16 protein-coding genes are annotated in these 18,182 nt (G+C 72.5%); 10 read left to right on the forward strand and 6 right to left on the reverse strand.

What is annotated here, in order from left to right:
- The first annotated feature begins 23 nt into the window (after window positions 1-23).
- Window positions 24-1,199 carry a damage-control phosphatase ARMT1 family protein gene (locus H4N64_RS10595; RefSeq protein ID WP_186281958.1) on the forward strand — a complete coding sequence of 392 codons (1,176 nt, stop codon included), beginning with the start codon at window positions 24-26 and terminating at the stop codon, window positions 1,197-1,199.
- 1 nt (window position 1,200) lies between these two features.
- Here H4N64_RS10595 and H4N64_RS10600 read toward each other — a convergent pair whose 3' ends face one another.
- Genes H4N64_RS10600 through H4N64_RS10610 form a run of 3 tightly spaced genes read right to left on the reverse strand, consistent with a single transcriptional unit; the run spans window position 1,201 to window position 4,587 of the window.
- The gene (locus H4N64_RS10600; protein WP_186281959.1) at window positions 1,201-2,463 is read right to left on the reverse strand and encodes a cytochrome P450; all 1,263 of its coding nucleotides are present in this window, start codon (window positions 2,461-2,463) and stop codon (window positions 1,201-1,203) included.
- The gene (locus H4N64_RS10605; protein WP_186281960.1) at window positions 2,460-3,302 is read right to left on the reverse strand and encodes an alpha/beta fold hydrolase; all 843 of its coding nucleotides are present in this window, start codon (window positions 3,300-3,302) and stop codon (window positions 2,460-2,462) included. The genes H4N64_RS10600 and H4N64_RS10605 overlap by 4 nt, the downstream gene beginning before the upstream one ends.
- A 46-nt stretch (window positions 3,303-3,348) precedes the next feature.
- The gene (locus tag H4N64_RS10610) at window positions 3,349-4,587 is read right to left on the reverse strand and encodes an endonuclease/exonuclease/phosphatase family protein (protein WP_186281961.1); all 1,239 of its coding nucleotides are present in this window, start codon (window positions 4,585-4,587) and stop codon (window positions 3,349-3,351) included.
- A 187-nt stretch (window positions 4,588-4,774) separates the two neighbouring features.
- On the opposite strand from H4N64_RS10610, the gene cyc2 reads away from it, so the two are divergent.
- A complete protein-coding gene (gene cyc2, locus H4N64_RS10615) occupies window positions 4,775-6,931 on the forward strand; it encodes a germacradienol/geosmin synthase Cyc2 (RefSeq protein ID WP_186281962.1) in 2,157 nt (718 codons plus the stop codon).
- Here cyc2 and H4N64_RS10620 read toward each other — a convergent pair.
- Together H4N64_RS10620 and H4N64_RS10625 are read right to left on the reverse strand one after the other, a co-directional pair.
- Complete coding sequence (locus H4N64_RS10620; protein WP_186281963.1) at window positions 6,924-8,462, reverse strand: hypothetical protein; 1,539 nt, start codon at window positions 8,460-8,462, stop codon at window positions 6,924-6,926. The genes cyc2 and H4N64_RS10620 overlap by 8 nt on opposite strands.
- 48 nt (window positions 8,463-8,510) lie before the next feature.
- Window positions 8,511-9,224, reverse strand: a complete 714-nt coding sequence (locus H4N64_RS10625; RefSeq protein WP_186281964.1) for a CTP synthase C-terminal region-related (seleno)protein — start codon at window positions 9,222-9,224, stop codon at window positions 8,511-8,513.
- An 88-nt stretch (window positions 9,225-9,312) separates the two neighbouring features.
- Here H4N64_RS10625 and H4N64_RS10630 point away from each other — a divergent pair, with 88 nt between their 5' ends.
- The 5 genes from H4N64_RS10630 (at window position 9,313) to H4N64_RS10650 (ending at window position 13,762) form a co-directional block, all read left to right on the forward strand.
- Entirely contained in the window at window positions 9,313-10,197 is an 885-nt protein-coding gene (locus H4N64_RS10630; RefSeq protein WP_186281965.1) for a LysR family transcriptional regulator, read from the forward strand.
- A gap of 99 nt (window positions 10,198-10,296) precedes the next feature.
- Entirely contained in the window at window positions 10,297-10,869 is a 573-nt protein-coding gene (locus H4N64_RS10635; RefSeq protein WP_186281966.1) for a PDZ domain-containing protein, read from the forward strand.
- Between the two features lie 53 nt (window positions 10,870-10,922).
- Window positions 10,923-11,546, forward strand: coding sequence for a LysE family translocator (locus tag H4N64_RS10640; RefSeq protein WP_186281967.1), 624 nt, complete (start codon window positions 10,923-10,925; stop codon window positions 11,544-11,546).
- An 88-nt stretch (window positions 11,547-11,634) separates the two neighbouring features.
- Window positions 11,635-12,762, forward strand: a complete 1,128-nt coding sequence (locus tag H4N64_RS10645) for an aminopeptidase P family protein (protein ID WP_186281968.1) — start codon at window positions 11,635-11,637, stop codon at window positions 12,760-12,762.
- Between the two features lie 49 nt (window positions 12,763-12,811).
- The gene (locus H4N64_RS10650; protein ID WP_186281969.1) at window positions 12,812-13,762 is read left to right on the forward strand and encodes an aminoglycoside phosphotransferase family protein; all 951 of its coding nucleotides are present in this window, start codon (window positions 12,812-12,814) and stop codon (window positions 13,760-13,762) included.
- A 7-nt stretch (window positions 13,763-13,769) separates the two neighbouring features.
- Here H4N64_RS10650 and treZ read toward each other — a convergent pair whose 3' ends face one another.
- On the reverse strand, window positions 13,770-15,515 hold the full coding sequence (gene treZ, locus H4N64_RS10655) for a malto-oligosyltrehalose trehalohydrolase (RefSeq protein ID WP_186281970.1): 1,746 nt from the start codon (window positions 15,513-15,515) through the stop codon (window positions 13,770-13,772).
- Between the two features lie 173 nt (window positions 15,516-15,688).
- Here treZ and H4N64_RS10660 point away from each other — a divergent pair, with 173 nt between their 5' ends.
- The 3 genes from H4N64_RS10660 to H4N64_RS10670 all read left to right on the forward strand — a co-directional run bounded on the left by H4N64_RS10660 (window position 15,689) and on the right by H4N64_RS10670 (window position 18,175).
- On the forward strand, window positions 15,689-16,240 hold the full coding sequence (locus tag H4N64_RS10660; protein WP_186281971.1) for an FHA domain-containing protein: 552 nt from the start codon (window positions 15,689-15,691) through the stop codon (window positions 16,238-16,240).
- A gap of 154 nt (window positions 16,241-16,394) precedes the next feature.
- A complete protein-coding gene (locus H4N64_RS10665; protein WP_186282008.1) occupies window positions 16,395-17,747 on the forward strand; it encodes a M14 family zinc carboxypeptidase in 1,353 nt (450 codons plus the stop codon).
- A complete protein-coding gene (locus tag H4N64_RS10670) occupies window positions 17,744-18,175 on the forward strand; it encodes an SSI family serine proteinase inhibitor (RefSeq protein WP_186281972.1) in 432 nt (143 codons plus the stop codon). The genes H4N64_RS10665 and H4N64_RS10670 overlap by 4 nt, the downstream gene beginning before the upstream one ends.
- The last annotated feature ends 7 nt before the right edge of the window (window positions 18,176-18,182 follow it).

Below are 18,182 nucleotides of genomic sequence, written 5' to 3' on the forward strand. Positions count from 1 at the left end.
CGTCGCGCGATACGGTCGGCCGCATGCAAGACACCCCGCCCGTGATCCTCGGCGACGAACCCGGCTCCTTCCCGTACAGCGTCCTCACCGAGCGGCATCCCGCGATCATCCGCCAGGTGAGCGAGGCCTTCCCGTACGGCCCCGAGCGGCGGGCCGCGCTCGACGCGCTCCTCGACGACTGCACCAAGGGCGTGATCGAACCCCTCCCCGCCGACGCCCACGACCGGGACCGGTGGCGGGAGTGGGGCGCCGCCGCCTACGCGGGCCGCCCCTGGACCGACGTACCGTGGCTGTGGGCGGAGAGTTACTTCTACCGCCGACTCCTCGCCGCCGTCGGCTACTTCACCCCCGGCACCTGGCAGGGCGTCGACCCCTTCCGGCCCGCCAAGCTGGCCGAGCTGGACTCCGAGGAGACGGACGAGGAACTGGCCGCGCTGGACGACCTGGCCGACTTGTCCGAGCCCGAGCAGGACCGGGCCCTGCTGCACGGCTCCCTGTGGGGCAACCGCGCGGACCTCGGGTTCCGGCTGTCCGCCGCCGACGGTACGACGCCGGGCGGGACCCCGCCCCTGGTCGCCGACGACAGCGCGGCCCTGTGGTCCCTGCTCCGGCCCACCGGGACGGCTGAGTTGCTCTGCCTGGTCGCCGACAACGCGGGCCGCGAACTCATCCCCGACCTGCTACTGATCGCCCACCTCCTGACCCGGGGGCGCGTCCAGCGGGCCGTCCTGCACGTCAAGTCGTATCCGTACTTCGTCTCCGACGCCACCCCGGCCGACGTACTCGACGCCCTGCGCCGGCTTCGGTCGGCACAGGGCGAGGCGCGGGCGTACGGCGACGCGCTGTGGGCGGCGCTGACCGACGGACGGCTCGCGGTCCGCGCCCACCCGTTCTCCTGCGCGCCCCTGCCGTACGAGCGGATGCCCGACGACTTCCGCGGCGAGTTCGCCCCGGCCACGGTGACCGTGCTCAAGGGCGACCTCAACTACCGGCGCCTGGTGGGCGACCGCAAGTGGCCGCCGACCACCTCCTTCGCCGACGTCACTGCCTACTTCCCCGGCCCGGTCGCCGCCGTGCGCACCTTGAAGTCCGAGGTGATCACCGGCCTGGACGCCGGGACGGAGGCCGCCCTGACCGCCGCCGAGGATCAGCGCTGGCGCACCAGCGGCACGCACGCCCTGATCCAGGTGCGCCGCTGACTCAAGTCACCCACGCCGGCAGCGACTTGATCCCGTTGATGAAGTTCGACACCAGCCGCCCGGCCGGACCCGCGGTGCGCAGCACCGGCAGCGTCCTCATCGCCTCCCGGTACAGCACCCGCAGTTGCAGCCGGGCGAAGTGCGCGCCCAGGCAGACGTGCGGGCCGTCGCCGAAGGAGACGTGCGGATTCGGCGTACGCGTCAGGTCCAGCCGGTCCGGGTCCGCGAAGACCCGTTCGTCACGGTTGGCGGAGGCATGGAAGACGACGACCTTGTCACCGGCGCGGATCCGCCGCCCGGCGAGCTCGGTGTCGTGTTCGGCGGTACGGCGGAAGGTCAGCACCGGCGGATGCCAGCGCAGCAACTCATCGACAGCGGGCGCGAGTTCGATCCCTCCGGCGCGCAGTCGGTCGTAGGACTCCGGATGCTCGGCGAGTGCCAGCAGGCCGCCCGGTGCCGCGCCGCGCACGGTGTCGTTCCCGGCGATGGTGAGCAGGAAGAAGAACATCTCCAGCTCGGCGGCGGTGAGTTCGGCGTCGTGCGCGAGGATGGTGAGCACGTCGTCCGCCGGGTACCGCCTTTTGTACGCGGCCAGTTGGCCGGCGTAGTCGAACATGTCCCGCAGCATCGCCGGGGAGCGTGGATTGACCGGCTTGCCCGAGGCGTCCAGCACCGGCGGGCCGGCCTCGTCGGGGTCCTGGTAGCCGATGACCCGCTGGGTCCAGTGCAGCAGCAGCCCGCGGTCCGGCTCCGGGACGCCGAGCAGGTCGGCCAGGTTGAGCAGGGCGTAGTCGTCGGTGACGGCGGCGACGAGATCGACGGTGCCGTCCGCCTCGCGGGCCGTCTCCAGGGCCCGCGCGAACAGGTCCTGGGCGCGCTTCTCGGCGACCGCCGTGAAACGGTCGACGCGTCCCGGGGTGAACGCCCGGCTCACCAGCCTCCTCAACCTGCCGTGTCCCGGCGGATCCTGATTGAGCATCATGCGCCGGATGAACGGCAGATCCTCCGGGTCCGGGTCCCGGATCTGGGTGGCGCCCAGATGGGAGGAGTACGTCAGCGGTTCCTTGAGCACCCGGACGACGTCCGCGTGCCGGGTGACCGCCCAGAACCCGGGACCGGCCGGCCAGCCCAGCACCTCGGGCTCGTCCTGCCAGGCCACCGGGTGATGGTCGCGCAGGACGCGATAGGCGGCGTAGGGGACGCCGGTGGCGTACCGGCGGGGATCGAAGACGTCGGGGACGGGTGGGGACGGGCGGCAGGTCACGCCTCCTCGCCCTCCGCCGTCGCGCCGGTCTCCTCCGCCTCGGCTGCCCCGGCTGTCTCGTCTTCGTCTTCGTCATCGGCGTCGAGGAAGGCCTCCACCACCTGGATCAGCTCCAGCGGGGTCTCGTCCATGGCGTAGTGCCCGGCGCCGGACAGCTCCCGTACCTCGCCGTACGGATACCAGCGCCGCCAGGTCTCCCGCAGCAGCGCGGCCGACAGCGCCGGGTCCAGACGGCCCGTGACGGCCAGTGCGGGCACCCGGACGCCGGCCACCTCGGCATGGAAGTCCTCCCCGGCCCAGGAGTCCAGCCAGGCCCGGAACGCCTTCGGGTCGCTGACCGCGAGCGAGCGGCTGACCATCCGCTCCAGCCAGGCGGCGGGGCGGACGCCGCCCGTGGTGAAGTCGATGATCGTACGGCGGTTCTCCGGCAGATGCGCCGAGTCCGCGAAGAGCTCCCACTGGTCGGCAGGGAGCGGCAGCCCCGAGGCGGGCACCGGCGAGACGCCCACGATCCGCCGCAGCCGCCCCGGCGCCAGCGCCAGCAGCCGCTGGGCCACCGCCCCGCCCATCGAGTGGCCCACCACGGAGAACCGCTCCCAGCCGAGCCGGTCGGCCAGCTCCAGGAGGTCCTGCGCCGCCTCGGCCGTCGAGTACACGCCGACGGCGTCCTTCGCCTCGCCGTAGCCGCGCAGATCGACCAGCGCGTAGGTGAAGGACGTGACGTCGAGGTCGGGCAGGACGCTCGCGTACGCGGACCGGTCGGCGAACCAGCCGTGCACCGCGAACACCTTGTGGGCGCCGTCGCCGTGCAGCTCATGTGGGAGCGAGAAGGAGGTCATGCGATTACGTTGGCGCCCCGGCCCCTGCTCGGCAAGAGCGCGCGGCTCAGTGGACGTACACGTCCTGCCACACCAGTCGGTGGTCCGACGTGGGGACGTTCGTGCCGCCGCCGACCAGTCGGTACAGGGGATCGTCGGACGTCGGCCAGAACACGCCGTTCGCGCCCGGAGCCAGACCACGGGAGGGCAGGACGTAGTCGACGCGCAGATTGCCCGGGGCGGTGTCGTTGAAGTCCGCGGTGTCGTACGCCGGATCGCCGGTGTGCGCGGTGTTGGCGCCGCCCTGGAGCTGCGCCGCCTCGACGGCGCCCTTGCTGGACGGCGGGGTGGCGGGCGGGCGGACCGCCGGGTGGTCCAGCAGCAGTCGGATGGCGTGATCGTAGCTGTCGCCGTCGAACGGGTCGGCGTTCTGGTCGCCGGCCAGCACGAACCGCGCCCCCGGCCGCAGCCCGCCGCGCACGCCCCGGTCGTCGTACAGATAGGCGCCGCGCCCGGGCCCGCCGATGTAGTCGGCCCACAGCCGTATCTCGTCGTGGTTGCGGCGGCCGTTGCGGTCCTCGGGGCCGTCGAAGGTGGGCGGGGTGGGGTGGGACACCAGGAAGTGCACGGCTTCCCGGCCGATCCGCACCGGCACGTCCCAGTGGCTCTTGGAGGACAGCCGGAAGATCGCCGTCGCCTCGGCGCCGTAGTAGCCCGGGGGCATGAGGTGGCCGGGCATGTCCTTCCACAGGAACCGCTGGAAGCTGCGCACCGCGCGCGTGGCGATCGGGTACTTGGACAGCACCACCATGCCGTACTGCCCCGGGAACCAGCCGTACCCGAAGGCGTCCTGCCCGTAGGCGTCCGAACCGGGCGTCGTCACCGCGCCGCCTCGGCCGTCGAGGTCGACGCCGGAAGCGACACCCGTGTTGACCGGCGCGGTGAAGTGGTACGGGTAGCGCACCGGCTCGGCACCGCGCTGGCCCACGGCCAGGTAGTTGTCCAGGAAGAGGCGGACCGCGGTGCCGCCCGCCACGTGGTCGAACTCGTTGATCAACAGCACATCGGGGTCGACCCGTTGGATCGTCTCCGCGACATTGCGCGCCTGGACGTTGTCCGGCGTGGACAGATCGGTGACGAGCGCGCCCTCGGCGGAGCGGTTGAGGGAGGCGTTGAAGGTGGCGAACCGGACCGCGCGGCCGTGGCGTTCGGCCGCCGAGGCGGGCCATGCGGCGGTGCCGGCCAGCGCCGCACCGGCGAGCGAGGCGAGGGCGGTACGGCGGGAAAGGGCTCTGGGCTGGTTCATCGGGACTCCGGTGAGGAGAGGGACACTCCGGTGAGGAGGGGACACGAGAACCTCCGTAGTCTGCGCGCGTAGAGGTGAACGCCACAAGGGTCCTTGGGAATTCGGGGGTTCATCCCGGATTCACGCGATGGTGTGGTCATGTCCCGGCCCGAGGATGGCCGTCAGGGGCGCCGGGTAGTGCCCGGCCATGACGCAGCCCTTCGAACTCCCGCACTTCTACATGCCGTATCCCGCGCGGCTCAATCCACATGTCGACGAGGCCCGCGCCCACTCGACCGCGTGGGCGCGCGAGATGGGCATGCTGGAGGGATCCGGGATCTGGGAGCAGTCCGACCTCGAAGCGCACGACTACGGACTGCTCTGCGCCTACACCCACCCCGAATGCGACGCCCCCGCCCTCTCCCTGATCACCGACTGGTACGTGTGGGTCTTCTTCTTCGACGACCACTTCCTCGACATGTACAAGCGCACCCAGGACCGCGCCGCCGGCAAGGCCCACCTCGACCGGCTCGCGCTGTTCATGCCGATGGACCTGGCCACGCCGATGCCCGAGCCGGAGAACCCGGTGGAGGCCGGCCTCGCCGACCTCTGGACCCGCACGGTTCCCGCGATGTCCGCCGGCTGGCGCCGCCGCTTCGCCGTCGCCACCGAGCATCTGCTCAACGAGTCGATGTGGGAGCTGTCCAACATCAACGAGGGGCGGATCGCCAACCCCGTCGAGTACATCGAGATGCGCCGCAAGGTGGGCGGCGCCCCCTGGTCCGCGGGTCTGGTGGAGTACGCCCGCGCCGAGGTCCCCGCCGCCGTCGCCGGGACGAGGCCCATGCGGGTGCTGATGGAGACCTTCTCCGACGCCGTGCACCTGCGCAACGACCTGTTCTCCTACCAGCGCGAGGTCGGGGACGAGGGCGAACTCAGCAACGGCGTCCTGGTGCTGGAGACCTTCTTCGGCTGTACGACCCAGGAGGCCGCCGACACCGTCAACGACGTCCTCACCTCCCGACTCCACCAGTTCGAGCACACCGCCCTCACCGAAGTCCCCGCACTGGCCCTGGAACGGGGCCTCACTCCGGACGAGGTCGCCGATGTCGCCGCCTACACCCAGGGACTCCAGGACTGGCAGTCCGGCGGCCACGAATGGCACATGCGCTCCAGCCGGTACATGAACGAGAACGCCCGCTCCACCAACCCCTGGCACGGCCTCACCGGACCCGGCACCACCGCCGCCGACGTCGGCGCCCTGCTCGCCTCGGCCGGCGCCGAACGTCTGCGCGCCTACACGCATGTGCCGTACCAAAAGGTCGGACCCTCCCTGATCCCCGACCTCTACATGCCCTTCCAGGTGGAGCTCTGCCCGCACCTGCCGGGCGCCCGGCGGCGGCTCGTCGACTGGACGCACCGCACGGGCATCCTGGAGGAGGGCGTCTGGGACGAGGACAAGCTCGCCGCCGCCGACCTGGCCCTGTGCTCGGCGGGCCTGGACCCGGACGCGACCCCGGAGGCGCTCGACCTCAGCGCCGCCTGGCTCGCCTGGGGCACCTACGGCGACGACTACTACCCCCTCGTCTTCGGCCACCGTCGCGACCTGGCCGCCGCCCGCCTCACCACCCAGCGCCTGGCGGCCTGCATGCCCGTCGACGGCGAGGAGGTCCCCGTCGTCCCCGCCAACGCCATGGAACGCGCACTCGTCGACCTGTGGGCCCGTACGACCGCGGAGATGACGCCCGACCAACGGCGCACCCTCAAGGACGCGGTGAACGTCATGACCGAGAGCTGGGTGTGGGAGCTGTCCAACCAGCTCCAGAACCGCATCCCCGACCCGGTCGACTACCTGGAGATGCGCCGCGCCACCTTCGGCTCCGACCTCACCATGGCCCTGTGCCGGATGGGCCACGGCCCCTCGGTGCCGCCCGAGGTGTACCGCAGTGGCCCCGTGAGCGCGCTGGAGAACGCCGCCGTCGACTATGCCTGCCTCCTCAACGATGTCTTCTCGTACCAGAAGGAGATCGAGTACGAGGGCGAGATCCACAACTCGATCCTCGTCGTGCAGAACTTCTTCGGCTGCGACTACCCGACCGCGCTCGGCGTGGTGCACGACCTGATGACCCAGCGCATGCGGCAGTTCGAACATGTCGTCGCGCGTGAACTGCCGGTCGTGTACGACGACTTCGACCTGTCCGACGAGGCGCGCGGGGCCATGCGGACCTATGTGTCCGACCTGCAGAACTGGATGGCCGGCATCCTGAACTGGCACAGCGAGGTCGACCGCTACAAGTCCGCCTATCTGGCCCGCCGCGCCCATGGCTTCCTGCCGGACCGGCCGCCCGCCCTGCCCGTCAGCTGAGGCCCCTGAAGTCCCGCAACCGCTCGGCGGTCTCCTCGGCGAGTTCCCGGACGCCCTTCGCGGCGTTCCCCGAGAGCTCGCCGAGTATCGCGTCGGCCGCGGTGAGAAGGGTGCGGGCCTCCTGCAGATGGTCGCCGTCGGCGAGGGCTCGGGTCAGGGCGTAGTGCTCCTCGGCTATGAAGCGGCCGAAGTTCACGTGGGCCCAGTGCCGGAGGGAGTCGTCGCGCGGGTCGGCCAGGAGGTCGCGTATCGATGCCAAGCTGCCTTCGGCCTGGGGGAGTTGCCCGCAGGCACGCTCCAGCCGGGCCTGGGCCAGCCGGCCCGAGATCCGGTCCCACGCCGTTTCCTGGAGCGTGGCGTGAAGGCGCTGGGCGCGCAGTGCCTGGGGGAGGTCGCCGGCCCGCTCCAGCTCATCGGCGAGCCAGCTGATCCGTGACGTCTCCAGCCGGGCCGGATCGCCGGGCCGCCGCAGGGTGCTCTGGTCCAGGAAGATCTCGTCGAGCGCGCGGATCAGCGCCGCCCGGGCCAGTTCGGTCATCCCCTGGTCCAGGGCGAGTTCGGTCCAGGTGGCGAGCGGCTCGTCGGCGGGGTCGGTGCCGAACATCGATTCGTCCAGTTCCTCGGCCCAGCGCAGCAACTCGGCGGCGTCCGCGCCCGGTTCGGGGATCTCGCTGAGCCCGCAGTGCGTGTCGAAGTCCGTCTCCCGCACCTCGTACAGCAGCGGCAGATCGGTGACGTCTCCGTGCAGCCCCACGAGGACGGCGGCGAGCCGGAGTTCGTCCGTCATCGACGACTCCGTCTCGCGCCGCAGCAGATGCCGGAGCAGATCCAGGTCGCCGTCTTCCCGGTCGAACTGCGCGGCCCGCAGGGCGAGTCGACGCCGTACGGGATCGTCGGCCACCGAGTGCCACGCGGCGCGGTCACCCTCCCGCAACAGGGCCAGATCCGCGCGCCCTTGGGCGAGCACCGGCTCCCACAGGGGTGGACGTGGGTGCTCGTCGAGGAGTCGGTAGGCGAACCCCTCCTCCTCGGTGAGCAGCAGGAAGTCGGGTTCCGTGCGCAGGAGCGCGGTGTGCAGCAGGGTGACCAGCTCGACCGGGGAAAGCTCGGGGAGGCCCAGGGCGGCGCGGAGTTCGGCCCGGGCCTCGTCGATGCCGTAGTCCTCGCGGAGTTCCTCCTCCGCCTCCGCGACGCGCGCAAGGATCGCCTCCTCGCCGTCCTGTGGGGACAGATCCACGTAGTCGAACCAGCAGGGCAGGCCGATCACGACCGCGAGTGCCTCGTCGACGGTGGAGCCGATGATCCCGGCCCCGCCCTCGGAGTCGGCGTACAGCATCGAACCGTCCGCGCACACGAAGTACGTACCGCCCGCGCCGGTGCCCGCGACGACCTCTATCGGTCCGCCCGAGGCGAGACGGACCGGCTCGACATGGCCGTGGCCGGCGCGGCTCAGGTCGAAGTCGAAGGGGAACGCGGCCAGTTCGGCCAGGCGCGAGTCCTGCCGCAGCTTTCGCAGTGCGTGATCGGTCATGTCACAGAACGTAACAGCCGCCACTGACAACGGGACCCGCCGCCCGGCTCACACGGGCTGATGTGCGTGTTCCACGGCGGCCCTGGCCCAGGCCGTGACCATCGGGTGCGGTCGCGAGCCGTCGCCGGACAGCTCCGGCTGGAAGAGCGAGGCCAGGAAGAAGGGGTGGCCGGGCAGTTCGGCGATCCGGACCTGGCCACCCTCGTCGCGCCCGGAGAAGCGCAGGCCGTGCGCGGTGAGGGTGTCGAGGTGGCGGGAGGGGCCATATGCGCAGAAGTAGCGCTCGACCGTCCGCTCCGAGCCGATCACGGACCGCGCGAGCGAGTCCGGCTCGACGACGACCAGGGCCTCGTGGCCCACCAGCGAACAGGCCAGCGGCTCGATGATCAGGTCCTCGGCGGACGGGTCGTTCTCCGCGTGCGCCACGCCGGTCAGTCCGCAGACATGGCGGGCGTACTCCAGCACGGCGTGCTGGAACCCGGCGCACGTCCCCAGGAACGGGATGCCCTGCTCGCGCGCCGTGCGGATCGCCGCGATCACCCCGGCCTCGCTGCGGTACGGGCTGCCCGGCACCACCCACACCGCGTCGAACCCGTCCACCGCGCCCGGCTCGCCGGCCTCCTCGGTCGGGATCCAGTAGGCGTCCAGGACCAGCCGCTCGCGGGCGGCGAGGGCGTCGAGCAGCAGGGGGATCCGGGTGTGCGACACGACATTGGGGGAGCGGTCGCCGACCAGGGCGATCCGCGCGAAGGTCTCGGTCATGTCCTTCATCCTGGGCGCGCCCCCGAGTTCACGTCCAACGATGATCCCTGCATCCTCGATAAGCAGAGCTGATGCCATCCTGATGGTCATGGACCCGCATCTGCTGCGCACCTACGTCACGGTCGCCCGTCTCTCCTCCTTCTCCGAGGCCGCGCGTGACCTCGGCTACACCCAATCGGCGGTGTCCCAGCACATCGCGGCCCTCGAACAGGACCTCGGCACCCCGCTGCTCACCCGCAGGCCCGTCGCCCCCACGGCCGCCGGCGAACGGCTGCTGGAGCACGCGGGCCCCCTGCTGCTGCGCCTGGACGCGGCCCGCGCGGACGTCGTACGGATGGCCGCCGCGCCCGCCCATGGGCTGACCCTGGCCGCCGCACCCACCGCCCTCGGACCCCGAGTCCTCGCCGCGCTTCCTACCGCCGGGGTGACCCTCAAGGTGCCGCCCCGGGACGAGATCCCGGCGGCCGTCGCCACCGGCACCGCCGACCTGGGCCTGGTCGACGGCCTGGCCGCCCCCAGCGACCCGCTGCGGCTGTCCGACGTGGCACCGCTGACCACGCGCGGCGCGGGCGAGGAGCCGGTGTGCGTGCTGCTGCCGGACGCGCATCCCCTCGCCCGGCGCCCCGGACTGCGCCTGGGCGACCTCGCCGACGCCCGCTGGCTGGACGCCCCCGACGCGGGCCTGCCGCTCGCCCAACTCCGCGCGGCGGGCGGCGGCCACGGCTTCCGCCCCTCCCTGCGGTACGAGGGCACCGACGTACGTGCCCTCACCGCGCTGGCCGCCGCCGGGCACGGTCTGACCCTGCTGCCCCGCTCGGCGGCGACGGGGGTGCCGGGCGCCGTCGGCGTACCGGTCACCGCGCCACGGCTCGTGCACCGCACGGAACTGGTGTACGCCGGCTCGCTCCAGGGGGCGGCGCGGGAGCTGGCGGTCGCACTCACATCCCGTGACCAGGGAGACTTCCGCTTCTGACCACCGCTCAGTCTCACTCGTTCGTGGCACGTCGTGCGCCGGCGCCCCGGGTAGTCCTCCTGCCGGAGGCGATCCGTAGCCTCCAGCCGGAGGCGAGCCATGGAACAGACCGCGTTGCGTCCCAAGCCGATGCCCGGCCAACAGCCCGGCGGCGGCACGAGGCCGGCCCCCGTCCGGCGCCCGCACGCCGCGCGCCGGCGCGGACGCCGGCTCACGACCTTGCTGTTCGCGCTGTTCGTCGGCGCGGTCCTGGTCCTGTCCGGCGTCGGACTCGGCACGGTCGGCGCCACGGTGATCGGCATGAGCAAGCTGGCCGAGCTCCAGAAGGCGGGGCCGGGCCCGCGGAGCGCTCTTCCGGCATCGGTGCAGCCGCGTCCCACCCCGTCCGCGACGCCGAGTCCGACCCCCACGGCCACCCTCGGCGTGGAGGCCGTGGACGCCGAGAAGGCGGGCGCCCGGGTCGTCGGCGTCCATGTGCCGGGACCCGGCTACTCGGCGGGCCTGGTCCGCGGCGATGTCGTCCTGGTCCTCGGCACGACCCGCATCGACAACGCCGCCGACCTCGCCCGCGCGGTCGCCCGGGTCCGCCCGGGCACCGAGGTCACCCTGACGGTGCGTCATGAGAGCGGGGGCTATCAGCAGCTGACCGCCGTCCCCGGCGTCGTCACCTGACGGGAGTCGGAAAACCACTGTCCCCAGGACCGCGTCCCGGCCACCATGACCCCATGCTGACCACTCTTGTCGCCTTCCTGGGGGCCTGCACCCTGGTGGCCGCCTCGCCGGGGCCCAGCACGGTCCTGATCATCCGGCAGTCGCTGCACAGCCGCCGCTCCGGCTTTCTGACCGTGCTCGGCAACGAGACCGGCGTCTTCGTCTGGGGCGTCATCGCCGCCTTCGGCCTCACCGCCCTGCTGACGGCCTCGGAGGTGGCGTACGACGTGATGCGCGTCGTCGGCGCGGTCGTCCTCGTCGGCTTCGGCGTCCAGACGCTGCGGGCGGCGCGCCGCTCCAAGGGGGAGCAGGAGAGCGAGGCACAGGCGGACGGCGGCCGGTCCGGCCGGGCGTCCTACCGCGCGGGGCTGCTGCTCAACCTCGCCAACCCCAAAGCGGCCGTCTTCGCCCTGTCCTTCCTGCCGCAGTTCGTGCCCGACGGCGCCCCGCACCTGCCCACCATGGTGGGCCTCGCCGCGCTGTGGGCGGTCTACGAGATCGGCTACTACGGCCTGTACGTCTGGTTCGTCGGCCGGATGAGGAGCCTGCTGTCCCGCGCGGGAGTGCGCAGGCGACTGGAACAGGTCTCCGGAGGCGTACTGCTGCTCCTCGGGGTCCGCATGGCCCTCGAAGGATGAGACCAGGTCCGCCGACCGGCTCGCGCCGCCACCGCCGTCCGGGCAGGATGCTGCCCGTAGTCACCTTCACCCGCCCAGGGAGGCCCGGATGACCGCCCGTACGCCCGCTCCCTTCACCGCCGACGACTACCGCGCCCGTATGGAGCGCGCCGCGCGGGCGGCCGCCGACGCCGGACTCGCCGGGCTGCTCGTGGCCCCCGGCCCCGACCTGGTGTGGCTCACCGGCTACGCACCCACCGCCGTCACCGAACGGCTCACCCTGCTGGTCCTCGTCCCCGGCCAGGACCCCGCGCTGATCGTCCCCGCGCTTGAGGCCCCCGACGCCGCGAAGGCGACCGGCGCCCCCGCGCTGACCCTGCGCGACTGGACCGACGGCAAGGACCCCTACGCCGTCACGGCGGCCCTGCTTGAGACGGACGGCCGGTTCGGCATCAGCGACAACGCCTGGGCCATGCATCTGCTGGGCCTGGCCAAGACCCTGCCCGACTCCTCCTACGCCTCCCTCACCGAGGCGCTGCCGATGCTCCGGGCCGTCAAGGACGAGGCGGAACTGGAGCGGTTGGCAGCCGCGGGCGCGGCTGCGGACGCAACGTACGAGGAGATCCGGAAGGTTCCCTTCGCCGGCCGCAAGGAGTCCGAGGTCGCCGCGGACCTGGCCCGGCTGCTGCGGGAGCACGGACACGAGACGGTCGACTTCACCATCGTCGCCTCCGGACCGAACGGTGCCAACCCGCACCACGAGGCCGGGGACCGCGTCATCGAACGCGGCGACATGGTCGTCCTCGACTTCGGCGGCCTCCTCGGCGGCTACGGCTCCGACACCTCCCGCACGGTCCATGTGGGCGAGCCCACGGACGAGGAGCGCCGGATCCACGACATCGTGCGCGAGGCCCAGGAGGCGGGCTTCCGGGCCGTACGGCCCGGCGTCCCCTGCCAGGAGGTGGACCGGGCCGCCCGCGCGGTCATCACGGACGCCGGGTACGGCGCGTACTTCATCCACCGCACCGGCCACGGCATCGGCGTCACCACGCACGAGCCGCCGTACATGATCGAGGGCGAGGAACAGCCCCTCGTGCCCGGGATGTGCTTCTCCGTGGAGCCCGGCATCTACCTGCCGGGCCGGTTCGGGGTGCGCATCGAGGACATCGTCACGGTCACCGAGGACGGCGGCCGGCGCCTCAACGAAACGACCCGCGAGATGGTCATAGTGGACTGAAACGGCCCCAGGAGTCCCGGCACCCTTCCACCGACATACGGCGCGACCCATGACCCAGGCACCGACACCCACCGCGGACATCGTCCGCCGACTGGTCCGTTCCCTGCTCAAGGACGGTGCGGACGACACCGCAGGACCCGAGGTCCGGCCCGTCGCCGAGGGCGGCGAGCCCGCCACCTGGTGGGTCGGCACCCGCCATGTTCTGCGCCTCGCGCCCGACCGCGAGACCGCCTCCCGGCAGCGCCGCGAGCTGCGGCTGCGTGATCTCGTCCGCCCGCACGTCCCGGTCGCCGTCCCGACGAGCGTCGCGCACGGCGAGTGGGCGCCGGGGCTGACCTACACGCTGGACACCAAGATGCCCGGCGGCTCGGCCGAGGTGTACGACGTGTCCGCCCTCGGGGAGGCCGACCTGGCCGGGCTGCTCACCGGGCTGCGCGAGGTCCCCGTGCGGCAGGCCGAGGCGCTCGGCGTGCCGCGCACCGGCCCGCGCTCCCTTGAGGGGCTGCGCCGCTTCGCCGAACGCGCCGCAGGGCGCCTCGCCGCGGCCGACGAGTCCGGACCTGTCCGGCTGCACCAACTCTCCCCAGCGGCCGCGGTGCAGCTCGCCGCCCAGCCCGGCAGCGCCGTCCTCGTCCACCACGGCCTGACCGGCGAGCACCTGGTGGTCAGCGCCGACGGCCGGGTGCGCGGCGTCCTCGGCTGGACCGACACGGTGGTCGGCGACCCCGCCGAGGACATCGCCGGGCTCGCCCGCGCGGTCGGTTCCCCGGCCGCCGTCCGCGCCGCCACCCTCGCCGGCTACGGCGCCCGACCCTGTCTGCGCGGCCTGTGGCTGGCCCGCTGCGACACCGTCGTCCAGCTCGCCGAGGCCCTCGACGGCACGGGCGGCGCCTCCCTGCCGCTGCTGCGTCAGCAACTGGAGCTCGCGTGGGAGGCGATCCTGCTGGAGCGGGTGACCGAACTGAGGGGGGACGACACCAAGGACGGCGGCGAGTCATGAGGCCGGCTCACTCCTGGAGCAGCACCACGCACGACTCCCCGGGCAGATGCAGCACCCCGTCCTTGCCGGGCCCCTCCACGGGCTCCCAGGCAGCCAGTACGCGCGCGTGACGGGGGCCCAGCGGGATCTGAGCCGGTTCCTTGGCGAGGTTGACGGCAACGCGTACGTCCCCGCGCCGGAAGGCGAGCCAGCGCTGCTGCTCGTCGTAGGCCACCTTGATGTCGGCGAGGTCGGGGTCGGTGAGGTCCGGTTGCTCGTGCCGCAGGGCGATGAGCCGGCGGTACCAGGCCAGCACGCGTGCGTGGGGCTCGCGGTCGGGCTCGGACCAGTCCAGGCAGGAGCGGTCGCGGGTCGCCGGGTCCTGCGGGTCGGGTACGTCCTCCTCGGCCCAGCCGTGCGCGGCGAACTCCCGGCGTCTGCCCCGCCGTACCGCCTCGGCGAGGTCGCGGTCGGTGTGGTCGGTGAAGAACTGCCAGGGCGTGCCCGCCGCCCACTCCTCGCCCATGAACAGCATCGGCGTGAACGGCGCGGTCAGGGTCAGTGTGGCCGCGCAGGCCAGCAGGCCGGGGGAGAGGGTGGCGGCGAGCCGGTCGCCCTGGGCGCGGTTGCCGACCTGGTCGTGGGTCTGGCTGTAGCCCAGCAGCCGGTGTCCGGCCACCCGCGAGCGGTCCAGCGCCCGCCCGTGGTGCCGGCCCCGGAAGCTGGAGTACGTGCCGTCGTGGAAGTACCCGCCGGTGAGCGTCTTGGCGACGGCCGTGAGGGGGGAGCGCCCGAAGTCGGCGTAGTAGCCCTGGGACTCGCCGGTCAGCGCGGAGTGCAGGGCGTGGTGGAAGTCGTCGCTCCACTGCGCCTGGAGCCCCAACCCGCCCTCCGCGCGCGGGGTGACGATCCGGGGGTCGTTCAGGTCGGACTCGGCGATCAGGAACAGCGGCCGGTCCAGATCGGCCGACAGGGAGTCCACGGCCGTCGACAGCTCCTCCAGGAAGTGGCACGCGCGTGTGTCGCGCAGCGCGTGCACCGCGTCCAGGCGGAGTCCGTCGACGCGGTAGTCGCGCAGCCACGCCAGCGCGCTTCCCACGAGGTAGTCGCGCACCTCGTCGGAGCCGGGCGCGTCCAGGTTGACGGCGGCGCCCCAGGGCGTGTGGTGAGTCTCGGTGAAGTACGGCCCGAAGGCGGGCAGGTAGTTGCCCGACGGGCCGAGGTGGTTGTGCACCACGTCGAGCACGACACCGAGGCCGAGTTCATGCGCCCGGTCGACAAACCGTTTCAGCGCCGCGGGCCCGCCGTACGGCTCGTGCACCGCCCACAGCGAGACCCCCTCGTACCCCCAGCCGTGCCGGCCCGGGAAGGGGCAGACCGGCATCAACTCGACGTGGGTGACGCCCAGTTCGACGAGATGCCCGAGCCGCTCGGCGGCCGCGTCCAGGGTGCCCTCACGCGTGTACGTGCCCACGTGCAGCTCGTACAGGACCGCGCCCGGCAGCGGGCGTCCCGCCCATTCGGTGCGCCAGGTGTAGCGCCCGTGGTCCACGACCGCGCTCTGTCCGTCCGGCCCGTCGGGCTGGCGGCGCGAGCGCGGGTCGGGCAGCACCGGACCGTCGTCCAGCGCGTAGCCGTACCGGGTGCCGTCCTCGGCGTCCGCCTCCCCCTGCCACCAGCCCTCTCGCTCCGGATCGCGCTCCAACGCGCGCGTGGCGTTCCCGCAATGGAGCGTCACACGGTCGGCCTGCGGTGCCCACACCTCGAACTGCACGGACGGTTCCCCTTCGTCTGCTCACCGTGATGTAGCCCGTCCATGGTGCTTCAAACGAGATCAATCCGCTTTTGAATCTTCCCTTTTGCGGCAGGTGTCTTCGGGTACGCACGCGTGCCGGGTGTTTACTCGTTTTCTGGACACTCCGGCCCACCTGACCGACAATCACGAGCGTGACGTCGTCTTTCGAGTTCAACACGTACCCCGCGCGGCTCTCCGACGCGGAGCGCGACAAGGCGCTGAAGGTGCTCCGTGACGGCGTTGCCATGGGCCGTCTCTCGCACGACACGTTCATCCGGCGCATGGAGCTGGCATTCGCCGCCCGCCGCGTCGACGAGCTCGTCGCCCTGACCGCCGACCTGCCTCAGGAGAACCGCTTCTCCCGCATGATCTTCGGCACCGTCGAGGCGGTCTCCGGTTTCGGGGTACGGCTGCGCAGGGCCTGGCAGGCCGAGCGGCTGCCCAAGCTGCTGCTGCCCCACCCCGGCGGCGGCCATCCGCTGCGCATAGGTCGGGACCCCGCCAACGGTCTGCGGCTGACCCACGAGACGGTCTCCCGGGTGCATGCCGAACTGACCCGCCAGGGTGGCATGTGGGTGCTGCGCGACCTCGGCTCGACCAACGGCACGACGGTGAACGGCCGACGGGTCATCGGGGTGGCCGTCGTCCGCGAGGGCGACCAGGTCGGGTTCGGGCAGCTGTCCTTCCGGCTCGCCGTGAACTGAGCCGTACCTTAGCTCTGGCCTTGGCTTTACGGGGTGCAGTGGGTGAAATCCCTTTCGATGCGCGGGTGTTGACGTACCCGCAATAGTCGTGACTGACTGTGCGTACTCCATGCACACCAGGTGAATCGACGGCACCGGCTCGCGGAGGTGCGCCCTGCTGCCACTCCTCCGCTACCCGACCGCCGACGAGCTCGGCGCCCGGGCGGCCGCGTTCGTCACCCGCCATCCCTCGGACGCACGGCTGCGCCGTGTCGGGACCTCCCGCGGGGGAAGTCCTCTGTGGCTGCTGTCCGTCGGCCACGGCAGCCGCCAGGCCCTCGTCGTCGCCGGACCGCACGCCAACGAACCCGTGGGCGGCGCCACCGCCCTCCGCCTCGCCGAACGGGTCCTCGCCGACCCCCGCCGCCACGAGGACGCCGACGCCACCTGGAACCTCCTGCTCTGCCTCGACCCCGACGGCCTGCGCCGCAACGAGGGCTGGCTGCAGGGCCCGTACACCCTCGGCCGCTACTTCCGGAACTTCTTCCGTCCCGGCTTCCTGGAGCAGCCCGAGTGGCTGCCCGACGGCGCAGACCGTGCCACGCTGCCCGAGACCCGCGCCCTGCTCGCCCTCCAGGATGAACTGCGGCCCTTCCTCCAGTGCTCGCTGCACGGCGTCGACGTCGGCGGCGGCTTCGTCGAGCTGACCCACGACCTGCCCGGCTTCCCGCGCCGCCTCGCGCACACCGCGGCCCGCCTCCGCATCCCCCGTGAACTCGGCCCGTACGACACCCTGTACTGGCCGCGTCTTGGGCCCGCCGTCTACCGGATCCCGCCGCCGCGCCGGGGCGACCTCGCCGCGGCCATCACCGAGGCCGCCGTGGAGTCGACATGGTTCCACCCCTACCGATACGGCACGGTGACGGCGGTGGTCGAGGCACCCATGTGGGGCGTGGCCGCTGTGGAGGACGACACCACCCCCGCCGACGCGTCCGCCGTCCTGCGCACGGTCAGCCGCGCCCTGCGCCACGACTCCCGGCTGCTGGCACGACTCCTCGCCCGGATCCGGCACCACCTGCCCGCCACCGCGGACACCGAGCGACTGCTCGCCCCGGTCGACGACTATTTACTGGTCTGCCCAGGGCTCGCCGACGCGTGGGACCCCGACATCGTCACCGCCGACGCCCATCCGCTGCCCCCGCTCAGCACCGCCCATCTGGCCACCCTGCGCATCGCCGGGCGGCGGCTGGCGCTGCGCACGGCGGGCCTGCTGCACCAGCTGGTGACCGGTGCCGGGCGCGACCCGGCCGGTGCGCTGCCGGAGCTGGACCGGCTCATCGACCTGTGGTGTGCCGACTACCGCGACGGCTGCGGGGCGCGATGGATACCGGTGGCGCGCCAGGTCGAATACCAGTCCCGTGTGGTGCTCGCCGCGTTCGACCTGGCCTCGCGCCACGCGCGCGCGGATTCCCGTTCGGGTGAGCAGGGGTGGGGTTCCGAGGCCGCCGTGCCGATGCATCGGGAATGACACACTCCACCACAGTGAAGGCGGGACGGGCCGGTGCCCGGGGCGTCCTGCTCGCGGTTGCCTCCCTCCTCGTCCTCGCGGCGGTTCCGGCGCACTCCGCCGAGCGGGAGACCTTCCCGGGCAACTGGCTCTACCTCACGCTCACCACGGGCAACGCACGGTCCGGCGACACCCGCGGCACGCTGCTGATGTGCAACCCGCCCCTCGGCCACGCGAGCGCCGCCGAGGCCTGCGCGGAACTGGCGGCGGTCGAGGGCGACATCGACCGCATGACGCAGAAGGACACGCTCTGCCCGATGATCTACGCCCCGGTTTCCGTCAAGGCGAGGGGCCATTGGAACGGCCGTCCGGTCGAGTACCGGCGGACCTTCGACAGCGCGTGCCGGATGGAGGCGTGGACGGGGGTGGTGTTCGCACTGGACGACTGAGGGGCCG

Source organism: Streptomyces cupreus (genome assembly GCF_014257025.1).
In the GTDB taxonomy this organism is placed as follows: domain Bacteria; phylum Actinomycetota; class Actinomycetes; order Streptomycetales; family Streptomycetaceae; genus Streptomyces; species Streptomyces cupreus.